This is a genomic window from Pseudobdellovibrionaceae bacterium (genome assembly GCA_020635075.1).
Lineage (GTDB): Bacteria > Bdellovibrionota > Bdellovibrionia > Bdellovibrionales > UBA1609 > JADZEO01.
This window is the reverse complement of record JACKAM010000001.1, coordinates 1,958,662-1,974,986: the sequence shown is the minus strand read 5'-3', so window position 1 is coordinate 1,974,986 and position 16,325 is coordinate 1,958,662. Positions and strand designations below refer to the sequence as shown.

Genomic DNA, 16,325 nt, shown 5'->3' with positions numbered 1-16,325 from the left:
TTCCTGACTATTTTTGCTCGATAATGTAGTGGCTATTGGCAGGAAAGGATTCCTGCCAGCTTTCAACTTGTCCATTTGGCCATTGGATGGTTACCCGTTTGACTTCATTCACTTGGCCGAGACCAAAGTGAGCCACGGCGGGATCGTAAGACATAAAACCACCGCCGATTTTGATTTCTCTAATTTGTTTTCCGGTTTTGCCTTCATAGTCGTACTCAATACTGACCTTGGTGCCAATCCCAAAGCGATTGCCCTCCCTCATTCGGACCTCGAAACTGATGGCCTTGTTTCCAGATTTGTTTAAATTGGTGAAGACACGTAGGGGCGCAAGGCCACCAGTTGCTATGACGTCCAGGTCTCCGTCCCGATCGAAATCGACATCCACAAATGAAGAGGTGTGGATATAGTCATCCAATCCAAAAGACTCCTGAGCTGATATGAACTTTTGACCCTTTTGGTTGTGAAAGAGGACGTTAGGTCTGATGTCCTTGCCAATTTGTGTTCCGTTAACTACGTAAATATCTTGCCAGCCGTCATTATCATAGTCGGCAAATCGTGCCCCCCAGGAGAAGTAGCTGGAGCGGACACCGGTGTTATCCGTACGATCAACAAATCTTCCCTTGCCGTCGTTTGCAAGAAGGATGTTGGAATCAACTCTCTGCGGAACACCTTCAAATTTCGGTTGTTGCCCCACCTCACGATGAGCGGCCATGTAATCGCAACGTTTTCGGAAACTCACCAGATTATCTGGCACCTTGGCACAAAGATCCGGCTGCTTAAGGCGGGCAGCGATGCGGATCAGAAGCCCCATGGAGCAAGTGATCTGCAAGTGGGACTTGGTTAGAGCCATGCATCCGGCCATATTCCAGTTCTCAATGGCTAAATAGGCAGCGGAGGCCTGGCGGCAATCCTCTCTATAATTGGGATCTTTGATTTCTCCACAATAATCTTTCTCGGGAGTTGGTTCAAAGGTCATTTCAGAAATAAACAGGTCTAAAAAACCATCATTGTTAAAGTCACCCGAATCATAGCTCATCGTTGCATGAGGAGTGACGGGAATGGGGCTATTGATACCGCGATCAAACTTGATCGGTTCCCTAATGGGGCCCCAGTAGAAAGAGTCGGGAGTTGCAAAATCGTTGCCCACAAAGAGATCCATTTCGCCATCATGATTGACATCAGAAAACAGCGTACTCAACGTCACCCCGTTGTAATCTTCAAAGTCCGCGCTCTCAAACTTGCCCAGAGACCTCTGAAAGTAGAACTCATTTTTGGATTCGGGTTTCCAGAAGGGGAAGGCTCCTGTCGTGAGGTTTCCGTTGACCAAATCTAGGGTTCCATTTTTATCCACATCCGCGATTGATGTGGCAAAGGTGGCTGACCGGTGACTCCCAGGAAACCTCGCCAGCCTTGCGGTCAGAAAACTATTTTGTTCGTTGTAGATGATAAAGTTATCACCGCCACGCGTAGTAATATAGAGATCCAGCCAGCCGTCATTATTGAAATCGGCCGGGGCAGCTATCAGAATATGTCGGGAATTTATGTAGCGGGAATCATCACGATTCAACCCTAGTTGGGAGCGAATGAAACTTCTTTGTCCGGTGTTAAAATACAAGTCCAAACCATTGAAGTTTGAAACTACTATGTCTGGCCAGCCATCATTATTGAGGTCGCCGGCAGAAATACCTTTGCCTACGGATGGAAAGCCAACGTAGAACTCCATGCCAGAGATCGAGCTGTCCAGTCCTAAATCCTTTCCTTCGTTTCGTTGGAAATAGGTCTGCACTTCGGGGTTATCCAGGTTGTCGATGAAACGAGTCCTCAATATCCTGACTGTGTCGGATTCATAATGCTCCATGAGTGGAAGATTACTCATTAAATGGTCGATGAATTGAGATGAGGGGCCATTGTGGTCATCGAGAGCTATTGGTTGGATATCTCCTGGGACCTCAAGCTGAGAGAGAAAGTGCAGGCGCTCTATCGTCTTGGCGTTAAGGCGAGATCTTGCCTTGAGCCAGCAATCGGATGCTTGATTCGATTGTAGATATTCAAAGCAGAGCTCGGGATTGTTGCCGTCTAATGCCAGAGTGTAGGCAACACTTTGATCACACTCGGTAGTGAGTTCAGCACTTCCGAGCTTTCGGCAACCATCAACATCATTGGTCCGGGTGAGCAAAATAGTTCCCACATCCACAAGGCAGCGATCTCTGGTTGGAGGGTGGGCGATGAGACGACAAATATCCAGAGCGCTTGAATCGTGAAGTGTCGCGGAGGAGTTGAGGGCAAAGCGGTAGTAGCAAGTGGTCCGCCACCCCGCACTTTCTGGCAGCGATTGACAAAGCTTGTGATCTTCATCGCGAACAATAGCTGAGAGTTTAATGGCCTGGCGGCAAATAGCCCGCACTGCCTCATCAGCCTCACCATTACAGTGCCACTCCATGGGCCGACCAAGAGAGGCCAGCCTCTTGTAGTAGGCTGTCTTACATAAGAGAAGATCCTTGGCTTTGTCGCACAGCTGTGGATCAGTCTTTTGAGTTTCTTGTTCCACGAAGACCGGGCAGTCGGATCGATTCTTGTCGCTATCAAGGAGGGAGCAGAATTCCGAGTCACCTAACGCGGCGGCGACCTGATAGAGGGACTTACGATAACAACTCATGTAATCTGACTCAGGCAATGCCTGACCCACAGGGAGTGCGCATGCTTCCAAGAGAATACTCTTTGTGGTCTCAAGCCTATTGGCCTTTAAATCGGTCAGCTTGTCCAGGTGAAGATTAGATACTGCAGTCAATGCCTCATCGCGACGGTGGTGTTCGTACCAGTTGACAGCTCCGCCAGCGAAGCTTCCGGTAGCTACGACCGTGATCAAGAGAGCGAGAGCAACCCGGAATGAGATATGCTTCCAAAACAACATAAACGGATAAATGCTAAAGATGCCAAGAGTAAAGAGCAGGGACATGGTGAGTCCACTGTCTAAGCCTGAGTTGAGAAAGCTGGAGGCCGTGACAACGTCAAAGGCAATCGGTACCGGGAGTAGAGTTCCAAAAAAGGAGATCCCGAGAATAGACCAAAATGAGGGTTCGATTCCCGAAAAGAACCCGAAAGGTAAGATTTCGACGAAGACGGTGCCAAGGAGGCCAGCGAGAAGCATAAAAGGAACAGTACGCAGGCACACAAACCCGAGTTTCTTGGTGGATGAGATCAAAACTTGAAGAAGTGCCACCAAGACACTCTCATTCCCAGGTATTTGAGCCGGAATTAAGGCCTGTGCGGCAGTGGCTGTTCCAATGGTATGGTGGGCCTGCTTCTCGAGAAAGTGTTTGGTAAGTAGTGGTATGACGACTACTAGAATGAATAGGGTCAGGATGACCTTTGTGACCTCGAAGTGAAGGGGAAAGAGGGTAAAGACCATGGAGAGAACAACCACATTCAGGGTGGGAGAACTGATAGCTGTTGAGAGTGTGGTTTCAGTAGAAGCTCCGCTGTCTTTAAGGCTTTGAGCAATGGGTGCGACACAGTTGGCGCAGACGCCCAGGGGTGCCCCAAATAATAAACCCATCAACGAATTGATGAATACAGAAGATGTCTTTCTGTAGGTGAATAGGGAAAGGATATTGAGAACAATTGCCGAGAATACTAATCCAAAAGTCATTCCCTTCCAGTTGGTATAGCACCAATTGATGGTTCCAGCATAAATCCGATACCAAAGCGGGCTTTTGGCATCATAGTTGAGAATAATATCAAATGAGATCCCCAAAACTCCGGTGCGGTCACCCATGGCTGCTTTGGTGTTGAGTGCCGGGTACCGGGACTGGGTCCAAAAGTAAAACGCCACTCCAGCAAAGAGAACGAGACTCCAGAATAGTCTTTTTTTCATCTTGGCGATTTCCCTCCAATCTGGTGATCGGCAAAAGACAGTATAGCCAAGTGTTTCATATTGAGGCAGGCATTTCTGGCACAGATTCCCCTGGCCGTTCGTATAGAGGCTATAGGGAAGACTAATCTAGGGGTGTGTCATGAAGAACTTTGTGAGTTTAATAGAATTTGGCCTGCGGATCATTCTCATTTCTTTGATTATTGGCGGTGTAGGCTGTTCAAGCGAAGACAATCGGGACGGGGAGGAAGAGCCGATTCCGGAGCCGCCTCCAGTGCCACTGGAGGCGGAAATCCGTTTACCCAGCCAGGGTGAAAATGGGCTGTTTGATCCTTCCCTTGACCAGGTCCCTGGAAGCGGACGGGTGTATATGTCTTACTCCTCGGTCGCGCCCTCGCTCATGTGGCCGATGTTTAATGGCCATTCGGTTCACACGCGCCTTGCCTACTCAGATGACGGAGGTCGAGTTTGGGCGGATTCTAATTTGGCTCTCAATGAAAATAAGGATGTCACCCTACAGGTTCCGGAGTTTGCTCATCACGCAGGAACGTGGCACAGTGAGGTGTCAAAGCTGGCCTACGACCCTAGATCCGGTCAGTGGCTGCTGATTTGGTTTCGCTACCTACTCATTAACCATGAACGCATGTTTGCTCATTCATGGTTTTCATTTAAACAAGCAAGTCTGCCAGAGAACCTTCCGTCGGCCACCGAGTACAAACTTATGGGCGCCGGGGCCTATGACTCGCGAAACAACACAAAGGATGGATCAACGGGGTCTCCCATTGGTGCCCCCCCTTTAATGATGCTCAATCAGTTGCACCCTGAACTGGCTCGGTGTGGTGTGATTTCCGAACCAGGTATTCTGGTTCAAGGAGACAGTCTGTACCTGGCGATGAACTGCCATGAGCTTCTTCCTGTGGAGGAAACTCGGATCATATTACTGCGCCACCGTTGTTCTCCCCTGGGTTGCGATTACTTAGATCCCGCTCAGTGGTCCTTCGTCAGCACTTTGCTCGCAGAGGCGGATGCTCAGCGGTTGGGCTTTCGCAATTGGACGGCGTCCGATCTATTTGAATACAGTGGAGAGTTTTACATCCTGTTGACTGGAACCTCCAATCAGCCTTGGGAAAGAGCCTACTCGGGGTGCGAGGTCTTTAAGTTTTCCAATCTTGACCAGGGGGTTCTCGTCTCTGATGGCAATGGACCAGTCAGATTTGGTTCAGTTATAGGGGGCGGCGAGCGTTTTCGCGGAGCCTGTGCTTTTCACAAAGGCTTGACCGAAGGAGGTATTCTGCTCAGTCAGGCCTACCCGGAAGACACGCGAACTTTTCGGCTCTTTCGCAGCTTTGTTCTGCCTCAGTAGTCGGTCTATGAAGTGTGAAAATCGGTTAAAGTCGGTGTCGATTCTGGCTCTCGCCTTGCGTTAATGTGACTGAGAAGGGAACTCAATTTTTACTTTATTCACATCAGTTAGGCTGGTCTGCACATAAAGGCCTCTGTGAAGTTGGCATCCGGAATGCTCAGTGAAAAGGACAAATATGAAACACGGAGGTATGACCTGTGTTGGGGTTTATAGGCTACGGAAAGCCTGGCTGGATTGGATTAGTTTGGATAGTGCTACTTTTTGTACAGGACGCCTATGGTGATGGGGGTAGGGTGCAGGGCATGTACCCCGGGCCAATGGACATGGTCAAAAGGCAGATGTTTAACGAGCTGCTGAGTTCCGATACCCCCCAACTCTCCTGGCCCCCCTTTCCACGGCTGTGGTTGGAGAAAAACCGCCAGGAGGTCATCACCTCCAATACCTATGTTGGCCTGAAAGTTCCTTTGGCCGTGGCGACTGGAGGGGCCAAGCTCAATATTCAGTTTCGTTACGGTCTTAAAACGACCCTCGTCATGATCTCATCCCGGCGCAAGCAATCGCCAAAAGACCCAATCTCAGAAAGCCTGGATCTGGTCTACGCGACGGGCACTGAAGAAAAACAAATGCTCCGCTGGGATGAACAAAAAATGATGGCCTTTCCTGATGTGCGCGATGAGTACCCAATGGTGGGACTATGTGCCTTTGAAGCCTCTTTGGCGGTGGAAAAGGGCAAGCATCTTAACTTTGAAGTGTTCGGATCTGGACAAACACTTGAACAAGCCAATATAGAAACAAACACCCAGTCTATCTTTTCCAATTTCTTTCAGGTCAGAGAGGATGTCTCAGTTTCCACCTACTTGGACAAGGTGTGTGATGATGTCTTTCGTCGGGATGTTGAACAGTTCGTCTTGGAGGATTTTTCCAAGATGGTCGTTGAAAAAGTCGTTCACTCCAATCCAGACAGTGAGTGCCAGCCCGGCAACTCGGGTGGTGGAGATTCAACTTTGGCAGGCGATGTGAGCTGCCTGGATTGGCATCGAAAAAAGTTTCCCAAGACCATCCAGGGAATCACCGTGGCCCGGTGTGAGTTAGAGGTGAATGGTGCCCACCGCTGCCGATTGAAGTCCCGCCACGATGTCCCCTGTCCCCTTTACATGAACAAGGAGAATGGAACCTACAGTGAAACCCGAACTAAGAGTCATCGACTCCACGCCACTCGGGGAATTCTGGAGAATCCCTGTGACCGTCAGTCGGGACTCAAGTGTAAGATGGATCGGGAACCATGGAAGGTCTTTGGTGTCCCTTTTTGGGCGGGCGTGGGACGTTGTTCCTAGGAAGCCGACCTTCGGTCTTCTTGAAATTGATCCAACTCCGCCGCCGAGGAAACCCGATTGCGACCGGATCGCTTACTTCGGTAAAGAGCCTGATCGGCTGCTTCAAACAGCTCATCCCCTGATTTTCCATGGAGGGGTGCCGTCGCCACGCCGAGGCTTACTGTGGTTTTGATCTTGTTTCCCTTGCTGAGGATGGATAATTCCTCTACGGCTGCGCGCAGTCGCTCTGCCACAACCTCCGCCTGACTGAGCTCCGTTCTCGGCAGCAGGACGGCAAACTCTTCACCGCCACAGCGGCCGCCCACGTCCTGAGCACGGAGGTGGGAACGAACCAAACTGCCCAATTCCTTAAGGACCAGATCTCCCAGGGGGTGACCATAAGTATCATTCACCCGCTTAAAGTGATCCACATCAAACAAAATGAGGGATACGGGCAAAAGACTGCCGTCTTGAATTTCCATCCAGCTCCTGAGGCTGCGGCGAATGTGACGACTGTTGTAAAGGCCAGTCAAATCATCGTGAACGGCCAAGGTATGAAGTTCCAGGTTGTCCAATATCAAAACCAGGTGGTGAGCCAGGGTAAGGAGAAAGAGAAAGTCAGGTTTAATCAGGGGCAAGGGCTTACGAATGAGAATAAAACCATGAAGGGATTCATCGCCACATAGTGGAACAATGAGGTTGGATCGCTGTTCCTGATCCTCGATTGTTTGGATTTCTCCATTACGGAGTGAGTCCGGTGTGATCATTTCCCCAAGCATCCGCACTCCTTCTTTGTCGGCCTCTTCATTTCTGGGTCCATGGGACTGGGAAATATCGTAGGTCCCTTCGTCTTTGTTGTAAGTCAGGTAGTGGACGCTGGTGGCTTTGTAGAGCCGGCGAAGCATCACTAAAATGCGTTCCCACAGCTGTCCAGCCTGGTTGGACTCATCATGCCCCTCGTAATACTGGGACAAGGCCAGAAGAATTTCTGTTTCAGCAAGTTTCTTGGCCAACTCGTCGTTCGCCTGACGAATCCTTTTGTTCTTAAGTGACAGCTTCTGATTGACAGCTTGGTTCTGATGAATCTGTTTGACCAGTATGTCTTTCATCTGTGCCAGGGTGGTGGAGAGCTGCCCGATCTCGTCGTTACGAGCCAGCTTTGGGTCGATTAGAAAGTTCCCATCGGCGATCATCTTGGCCTTATCTTTGATTTCCTGAATGGGGCGGGTGACCGACTTTGCCACATACAGGGAGACAAATGCCGAGAAGGCCAGGCTAAAACCGAAGAGGAGCATCAAGAATCTGCGAAAGTCTTTCATCGGCGACATGATCTCGGAGGCATCCTTGAACAGAATAATCGACAAAGGCGGTAGGCCTGCCGGGTAAAGAGGAATGGAAGTCGCAAGATAGTAACTGTCACTGTTGGCAATGGCGAATATTTCCCCCGACCCATGAACTGGCAGACCATCGGCCTTTAACTTTTCTTCAAGTCCCTGGTGGTCATCAGGCCATTGCCCCCAAACCGGAACCCGACTGTTTTGGTAGAGAGCCAGGACGACGACATTCTTTGGCAGTTGCTTTCCCTTCAAAAAAGTCGGTTTAAGGGCGCTTTCTGGGCTCTCCCACAGGGCTTCAGCAACTGTCTGGTGGGCTTTAAGCAGGTCACCACTTGCGGTGAGCTGTGCGGTTTTTACCTGAACTTTGGTGGCCGTCATGAACACCAGGATGTGGATAAATACCGTCATGCCCATCAGCAGGGCAAAGACCTTGACCTGAATGGGGATTAGGGGCATCCGTAATTGTCGAATACGGTCACCGAGGTTCAAAGCGGCTCCTTTTTAACTATGTTATATCGGAACCTGGACTTTTCGCCTCAAGGGAATCTCATTGTGAAACGCTTTTTGGCCGGTGAAATAGAAAAGGGGCTCCACTACTGAAGCCCCTCGATGGGATGGGTCTATGCGCTTTCTGGCTGCTCTTGGATCGAGTCTTGACCAAAATCAATTATTTAAGGTCATACTCCAGAAGCATGGCTCCGCCCTCTTCGCTGAAGAAGAGAGTGCGAACATCAATCAAGTCGCGAAGAGGCTCGTCTTCTTTTACGGGTACGCCGTAAGCTTTCACCAGCTTGGCACCTTCATAGATTCCCAAGTGAAGAGAAGCTTTGAAGTTGTAGGCAACAGGAGTGACCAGAAAGTCAAAGCTCTCAAAGAACTTAAACATCTTCTCACCGCTGTTAACAAACACGTAGTTGCCACCTTTGCTCATAGTGATGTTGTGGATCAATTCCTGTTTGAAGTTCAAGCCCAAGCCAATGGCAGTTAGGCCGATGTCTTCAGAAGCAAAATCGCTTACCAGTTTTAGAATGCTATTCTCATCAGTTACACCCGTGTTGAGGCCAGCATCAGAGATCAGCAGAACGCGGTTCTCATATCCCTGACGGAAAGCCTTGGAAGCCAATTCGTATCCATCACGCAGACCAGACTCCAGGTTGGTGCTGCCTTTGGTTTTCAAACCAGCAACGGTGGCCAGAAGATTTGCCTTGTTCGCGGCCAAAGTTGTAGGGATGAGGATTTCACTGGAAGTGTCAAACACGGTCAATGAAAAGGAATCCGTTGGCTCAAGTTGGTTAATGGTGTGAACCAAAGCCTCTTTTGCCCACTCCAGACGGGACTTGCTGGTTCCATCTGTTCCCTGCATGGAGCCAGAGATGTCGAGAACTACAGCCAGGTTGAGAGGGCTGCGCTTAAAGTTCTCTTTGGTCACGTTGCTGGCCATGCCAACTTGTACGTAAAGCTTATTCTCTTTTCCAGAGATCTGATAAGCGGGTTGAATGCACAAAAGTTTAGCGCAAGACTTAGCTGTCAGTGAGAGGTCGAATTCCTTCATCAAACCTTCAACTGCCAAGCTCTCGGGGCCAGGCACATAGCCTTCTTCCACATTGCGGCGGAAAGAACCCATGTCCATAGCGCCACCAGTGGTGACATTCAAACCACCGCCACCAGCTCCAAGAGCAGCGCGGGCATGGCCCAACTCAAGGTGAGGAAGGGTTTGTGGCTTGGCCTCTTTCATGTTCTTAGCCAATTTCAATCCCAGGTCCACCAACTCGTGGAGCTCCTTGGACTGAAGAGACACGTCCATGCCAAATAGTGAGGCCTTATGGGCTTCAACAGTTACTTCGGTTTCAGCGCCAACCCTCTTCCAGCCCTCTACACATTTGGTGTCAGTTGGAGGGTGAGGGGGACGAATGGGGCCAGGGATAATCGGATTCGGAGGGCGAATGGGACGGGGAATGATCACCGGCGGTTCTTCGACGTCCACTTTACAAACGTCTTCATACTTTTTCAGAGAGTCTTTGAGAGATTGACCAAACTTGGCCACCCAAATGGTACGTTCGATCTTATCATCGCTGTTCAGTGGCGAAGCACTTGTGGCAACGATGGGAATGCGGAAATAAGCCGTGTCGGTGATGCGATTGCCACTTTTAGCTTCGTCGTAACGAACTTCAATGGTGGCAGTGTTAGCTGGAAGAATCGAAACAGCCTGTGCGCTGTTCACTCCCAGCGTGGTTGCGGCAAGTAGTGCCGTGGCGAGCGTTTTAGTTTTCATGTCGTTCCCCTTAGGTATGGATAAGTTCTCCGGTCCTATGTGGTTTGAGGGATTCAGGACCGGTTTCAGTGGCCTTGTACGGCTAAGGGTAGATTGGGTAAAATTATTTAGACCGATAAGGCCTGATTAAAACGATTAATCACCATCAAATGAGGCCTAGTTCCAATAGTTTGGACTCAAATTGGCCGGTCTTTCTCTCGACGATGTCGAGGGCCTGATGCCAAAATGTCTCACGAGACAAATCGGCTTTGAAATATTTATCTGCCAAGTCCTCTACTTTCATGCGGCCAGTGTCTTGAAGGAGTGCCACATACTGGTCGTAAAAATGGTCTCCCCAGGTTTCGCGTTGATTGAGGATGGCTAGGGAGAAGAGATAACCAAAGGTATAGGGGAAATTATAAAAGTATCGGCCATCGATGTAGTAATGAAGGGTCTTCATCCAAGAGGACTCGGGAACCTCTACCACCAGATTGCCAAATGTTTGCCGATAGGTCTCTTGGCTCAGGCCCTCCAGTTGTTGAGCAGAGAGAGCTCCATTCTTTCTTTCCTGGTAGAGCCGGTGTTCAAAGTGATAGCGCCAGGGAATTCCTATAAGCATGGTCGACGCCACAGACACCTCGGTCCACATGGAATTCAAGACCAGCTGTTGATTGGCTTCATGCTCAATGAGGTGATCGCCCACCAAGGTTTCCGTAAAAATACTGGCCGTTTCCGCCAAAGTCATAGGATACGAGGATTCGGCAAACGTCAGGCTGCTAAGAGCATCATTGTGAAAGGCGTGGCCTAACTCATGGGCCAAGGTGCGGATGTCGTGAAACTCTCCTGAAAAACTCATAAAGACATGGGGTCTTCGCGACTTCGCAAAGGAAGTGCAAAAGGCACCCGGTCGTCGGTTGTCGCCCATGCGGGCATCAATCTGTCCGTTCTCCGCCATGCGCTGGACAAATTCAGCGAAGTAAGGATGGTAGGGCTTCAAAGCCCGCTGGAGAATCTCAATGGCTTGATCAAAGGTGACTTTGGTGTCGGAGCTATCCTGAATCAAGGGGGGGGGAGCACTTAAGTTCCAACCATGAACAGTATCACCAAAACCCAATGCGCGATTTTTGAGTTGTACGATCTTTTTGGCAATGTGGGATCTGGCTTCAACAGCGGAGATCATGGCGTCAAGGGTTTCGCGGCGAATACGGGAAATCCGCAAGGGGACTTCCAGATAATCCATCTCCCTCGTATGTGAACGCTTGTTAAATTCTTCGAGCCGCCATCCAGCGAGGGAGGACAGGGCTTTGGCGAGAATTGGGCCTTGGGCTCGCCAGGAGTCATTGATCGCGAAGTAGGCTTGCTTCCTGGTTTTTTCATCCCGACTGCAGATATAAGGGGCGGCAGCGGCGACGCTCAGTATTTTTGTTTCTTCCTCGAACTTCATTTGAAACTTCAATGCCCCAGACACTTCCCGATAGAGATCGATCCACGGCAAAAAACCACTTCTTTTCATCGCTTCAATCAGTGTTTCTTCTGATTTGCTCAGCAGGGTGTCCCCTTGTTCGCGGCGCAGGCGAATGGCAAATAGGTAGGGCTGGGCCTCTTGATGCTCTTCGAGCTTGCAGTAAAAATTATCCGACATACGGGCTAAGAATAGATGAAAGGGTTTTGCTGCTTCCAGAAGTTTAGATTGAAAGTCAACAGCCCGACTGTGGTGATCCTTAGCCTCTTGGTTGGTGCCATCAATAGTCACGAGTAGGTTGGAATAGGTGACCATATTCCTCGATAGGCGAATGGCTCGCTCTTCATCCTTAAGAAGTTGAACAATATTATTTGCTGAGATTGCCTTATCGTCCTGATCCAGCTGTTGTGCACGCTGACTGATGGAACTGATCGTTTCAGTGAGTTCTTTGAGGTCAGCAGCCCATTGCGGGTCAGCGAAGCTTGAGTACTCACGGTTCAACTGAAATTCAGGTTTAAAACGAGCCACCTCATACCCCCTTAACAAGAGGGATCAGGCTAGCAGAGGCTCAGGGATGGGTCACTATCTCCGTTGTTTCAGGCGGTTTCGACGCCCCTGATTACCGGAGAAGTTGAGCCAATTGGAGTCCACACCAAACTCCAGGGCGATCTGCAGGAGATAACGTCTGTCCTCTAGCTGGCCCGGGTACTCTCCCAGTTCAACACCATAGGTAGCCGCTTCGACCCGCAGCAGTCCCACGTTAAGGCCTGCGCCCAAGGTGTAATACCCCTGGTGAAATCCGGCACGAACATCGAGCAGAGGAAGACCAACTTCAACTCCAAAGTTGACCTTCTTTCCAATTGGCACATCGTTACGGTTGAGCCCGCGAAAATCCAGGGCCGGAGTGATGCTAAACAGGCCGCCGTCGATGGTAGCTGCAAGTCCGACAATCATTTCATCGGGGTCACTGGGTGGAGCCACTCCACCGTTTTCCACCCGGAATTTGGTAGTGCCTATATCCTTCCATACAAAGCTCATGGTGGCATTGGTGGTGCGATCGAAAATCAAATTCACACCAAGATCTGCTGAGTAGCCTTTCCCGGCATTGTCCAGATTGCCAAAAATCTGGTCGGGATTGAGGTCACCAATGGTGCTGGCCCGATAGGTTTCTCGAACACCCTTGCGATTGATTTGCTTGATGACCACGCCTGTCGACACATTGTCGTGAACCTGAAATCCAGCACCCAAAGCAAGTCCGTAATCCTGAACCACATTGAGCTGCAATTCAGGAAACACCGGATTGTCAATTCTCAGACTGGCATCCACATCTGTATAGTAGGCAAAGCCGACATTGGAAAACAGGGCCGCCGCCTTGGCTCCACCACCCAACCAGGCCGGACTGCCATAAAACTGCTGTAGGGTGGCGCTAAAGTCAGCAGAGTTTTGCACACTCTGGGCTTGCTCGAGGATATCCAGCCCACTCAATCCCACGTAGGGGTCCATCATGGTAAAGTTCATGCCGCGCACATCGGCGAGGCCGGCCGGGTTGATAAATAGCACGTCCGAGTTAAAGGTGGAGGCCACGCCAGCACCACCCATACCAAGACTTCGAATACTTTTGTGGATTTGATAGAGCTCCTCGGCGTCGGCCCTTTGCCACGAAATACCAAGAATAAAAATAAGGACGCATCCCGATAGATAGGAGAGCGCCAGCTTCACGGATTTTATGGACATAGGCAGTTGTCCAAAGTGTTGTTGCAGGAGCCTATGCCGACCCATTCGTTCTCTTGAATAACTGAGCGAATCCCTTTGACCTGATCAGCAGTGAGACTTGCGGGATCAGTCACGGAGCAAAAGTCAAAACTGGGGGCTAATACCGCCAGGTCGGCGCAGCCGCTGGTGAGGGTTGCGGTTTCACCACTGCCAATGGTGGTCTCTGCCGCTGCGGCTTGCAGGGCGGATAGGGCAATGGCTAATCCCGTTCCCACTTGCCGGGCATCTGCATCGGCTAGGCTTCCTACATTGCAGGCGTCAAATCCACCATCAGGACTTCCGTCGTCGTCGGTGTCCGCGTAGGTGTTAAGAATAGTCCCAAGCTTAGTAAAGGCCGTAAAGGCCACGAGTAGGTTCTCATCAACCGTTCTCAAGTTTGGATCGGCCACCGAGGTCAATAAAATGGTTTCGGCAGTTTCACAGTCAGCGACATGGGTGGCGGCAGAACCCGGGTAGGTGTTCATGAGAAAGCGAAAGAGCTTGGTGGTGCCAATACTCCCAAGGCTTTCCACAAAGCCCAAATAACTCAGACCGCAGCGGCCGGCATAAGCTGAAGCGTAGTGGGGAGCCACATCGCGACTGGCGAGATAGGCTGCCGACATTCGCTCAAACTGGGTGATGGCACCTGTCCAGTCCCCACTATTCATGAGTTGTTTGGCTTCAAAAAAGAGAGCCTCGTCGGTGGAGGTCTTGGCTGAGTCTTCCAGGACATTCTTACAGCCAGATCCTGGAAGCAGCAGAAATAATATGACGAGCGCCCTAACTAAAATTCGGTTCCCATTCTCCATTTTCAACTCCCGGCTAGTGTTGAACGTCCCAAAGTTGCCGGTCTCATAGGTGGAGATTCACCGTTGCCTTCATTTTACCATGATCAAAATGAGCCACTGGCTCCTTCAGCCTTGTTTTTAAGCTCATTGCCAGCAGTGGCCGTGTCCAAGGCGTTGATGATATTCTGAATTCCCAGGTTGAGAATTTCGGAGCTCTCATCGACTGTGAAAATTCCTTCAAATTTTATCGTGATACGCTCATCTGTTGTTAAAAGGCCGGAGCCGTTAGTGACCTGCAGGCTGTTGCCGGATGTGCCATCAGCGCAGTCCTTTTCCAGGTCAAATTCAACCCGTGTGTAAATGCCCTTAGGCACGGATACGCTGGTTAAAGATGTACCTGATGGGGAGAGCACCACCTCGCCGAGTTCGAGGTCGATATTGTCATCATCTTGAGTCGGATCACCGTTGGTGGTCTCGTTCTCTGTTTTAAACCGCAGTCTCTTGAAGCACATGACAAGACTGCTGACGTTGAATGGAGTTGCCATTGATGCAATACTGGCCCCAGGTTTGGCCGTCGGCACAGGGGAATAGGTGTCAAGATTGACCTCAACGACAGGGTTTCCGCTCGTCGTCCCCCCAGCGCAGCCCAATGTCAGGGCCGATAGTAAACTAAAAATACAAAAGTACTTACCCATTTTCCCTACCCCCGTTTTGAGTGACGGGGAAAGCGAGAAGTCCAATATGGTAGACTTCTTCACCCGATTCACTCTTATCGGTAATTTGTTCGATTTTCTCCAAACCCTCTTTGAGAATCTCACGAATCTGTTCAAATTGTTTGGCGGTGATGGCCGCCGTATGACCGTTAATCCAGCGACGTTCGCGTGGAGTGGTCGAAATAGAGTCAGTTGCCAGTTCAAACATTTGGCTATGGAACTGAGAAAGGGAGAGTTTATAAATCCCCTCGCTGCAGTCCAATTGTTTGGTCGGAATGGTCACCTTTTTAGTTTTGGGATCTCTTTCAATAAAACCATGATCAAACAGGAACGCCAATGCTTCGCGGATCTCCCTGCTTGAGACTTTCTTCTTTAGCCGTTTTCTGATCCACTTGGGATCAGCCTGAAAGTCGGGCATGGCTGTCATTTCCCTGATGGCGACGTAGTACCACTTGGCCATGTATTTGTGGGCTTCGAGATCGGTGCTGTTTTGTTCTTGGTAGCCGTGGAATCGCTGTAGCCGTTTTAGAGCTGCCACCCGGTCCTTCTGTGAGTCGCTATCAGACACAATTTTCAATTGGCCAAGATAGGAGGACTCCGAAGCTGAGAGGCCCAGGTAAGGGCAGAGTTTTTCAAAAAGCTCTTTACTCAGATTTCGGTCGCCTTTGAGGATCATGGTGAGCAATGATACTGAGGTCTTGAGCTCCAAGGCCATTTTCCGCAGAGAAAACTGAGGTTGGGTGGACCTTTTATGGTCCACCCAATCCCTGAGGTACTCCCGATAATCGTGATAACGATGAATATCAGGCTGGGAGGTTAAATTCCGTTTTTGTTCTTTCTTGGCTCCCATTTCTTCTACTCCAACATCAACAGGTCTTTATTACAAACTTCCAGTAATGGCTTCGGCTGCATCCTTAAGGGATCCGCCGCCATTGTAGCTGTTTAACTGATCGAGAATTGTCTGAACATTCAGACTGACGACAGTGTCCTCTTCAATGACGAGATTTCCGCTCCATTTAATGGTGATACGGTCGGTGCTATTAAATGATCCATTAGAGTTTACCAATTGAATGCTGTAGCCACTGGCGCAGTCATTCTCCAGGTCAAACTCCACTCGCCGGTAGGTTCCCACGGGCAATACAATTGCACCAAGCGAGGTGCCGGCTGGGTCGATGGTGACCTGGCCAATACTGAAGTCAATATTGTCTTCGGCCAGAGTTGGATCGGCGGTCATTTCGTCAGCCATCTTAAAGCGCAAGCGCTTAAAGCAGAACTGCAGATCTGAGACCGAAGCATGTGCTCGCGGAATAAATAGATCCCACAGTTTAAATTTGGCTGTTGTGTAGCCAGCATACTGAACAGCCACCAGTGCATCTTCTTGATCTTGGTTTTTCTCACAACCTGAACCCAAGCAAAGAAGAAGGGCTAACAAGCAACTTTGAATTACGAGACTGATTTGGACTGAACTTTTCATT

The 16,325-nt window shown here is 50.0% G+C and carries 11 protein-coding genes; 2 read left to right on the top strand and 9 right to left on the bottom strand.

The genetic code is table 11. The features are described from left to right. Positions 1–7: 7 nt before the first annotated feature. Positions 8–3,874: a VCBS repeat-containing protein gene (locus tag H6624_08555; protein MCB9084383.1), complete on the bottom strand. Its 3,867-nt coding sequence runs from the start codon at positions 3,872–3,874 to the stop codon at positions 8–10. A gap of 139 nt (positions 3,875–4,013) precedes the next feature. Here H6624_08555 and H6624_08550 point away from each other — a divergent pair, with 139 nt between their 5' ends. Both H6624_08550 and H6624_08545 read left to right on the top strand, forming a co-directional pair. Further along, complete coding sequence (locus H6624_08550) at positions 4,014–5,234, top strand: hypothetical protein (GenBank protein MCB9084382.1); 1,221 nt, start codon at positions 4,014–4,016, stop codon at positions 5,232–5,234. Positions 5,235–5,536: 302 nt separating this feature from the next. Further along, entirely contained in the window at positions 5,537–6,568 is a 1,032-nt protein-coding gene (locus tag H6624_08545; GenBank protein MCB9084381.1) for a hypothetical protein, read from the top strand. Here H6624_08545 and H6624_08540 read toward each other — a convergent pair. The 8 genes from H6624_08540 to H6624_08505 form a co-directional block, all read right to left on the bottom strand. Further along, entirely contained in the window at positions 6,565–8,373 is a 1,809-nt protein-coding gene (locus H6624_08540; protein ID MCB9084380.1) for a diguanylate cyclase, read from the bottom strand. The genes H6624_08545 and H6624_08540 overlap by 4 nt on opposite strands. Positions 8,374–8,551: 178 nt before the next feature. Further along, the gene (locus H6624_08535; GenBank protein ID MCB9084379.1) at positions 8,552–10,156 is read right to left on the bottom strand and encodes a VWA domain-containing protein; all 1,605 of its coding nucleotides are present in this window, start codon (positions 10,154–10,156) and stop codon (positions 8,552–8,554) included. A 145-nt stretch (positions 10,157–10,301) separates the two neighbouring features. Beyond that, positions 10,302–12,125 carry a hypothetical protein gene (locus tag H6624_08530; protein ID MCB9084378.1) on the bottom strand — a complete coding sequence of 608 codons (1,824 nt, stop codon included), beginning with the start codon at positions 12,123–12,125 and terminating at the stop codon, positions 10,302–10,304. Between the two features lie 54 nt (positions 12,126–12,179). After that, positions 12,180–13,331 (bottom strand): hypothetical protein, encoded by a 1,152-nt coding sequence (locus tag H6624_08525; GenBank protein MCB9084377.1) that lies wholly within the window; start codon positions 13,329–13,331, stop codon positions 12,180–12,182. Further along, positions 13,322–14,158 carry a hypothetical protein gene (locus H6624_08520; GenBank protein ID MCB9084376.1) on the bottom strand — a complete coding sequence of 279 codons (837 nt, stop codon included), beginning with the start codon at positions 14,156–14,158 and terminating at the stop codon, positions 13,322–13,324. The genes H6624_08525 and H6624_08520 overlap by 10 nt, the downstream gene beginning before the upstream one ends. 83 nt (positions 14,159–14,241) lie before the next feature. Beyond that, positions 14,242–14,832, bottom strand: coding sequence for a hypothetical protein (locus H6624_08515; GenBank protein MCB9084375.1), 591 nt, complete (start codon positions 14,830–14,832; stop codon positions 14,242–14,244). Beyond that, positions 14,825–15,700: a TIGR02147 family protein gene (locus tag H6624_08510; protein MCB9084374.1), complete on the bottom strand. Its 876-nt coding sequence runs from the start codon at positions 15,698–15,700 to the stop codon at positions 14,825–14,827. The genes H6624_08515 and H6624_08510 overlap by 8 nt, the downstream gene beginning before the upstream one ends. 30 nt (positions 15,701–15,730) lie before the next feature. After that, positions 15,731–16,324 carry a hypothetical protein gene (locus H6624_08505; protein MCB9084373.1) on the bottom strand — a complete coding sequence of 198 codons (594 nt, stop codon included), beginning with the start codon at positions 16,322–16,324 and terminating at the stop codon, positions 15,731–15,733. Position 16,325: the final 1 nt, after the last annotated feature.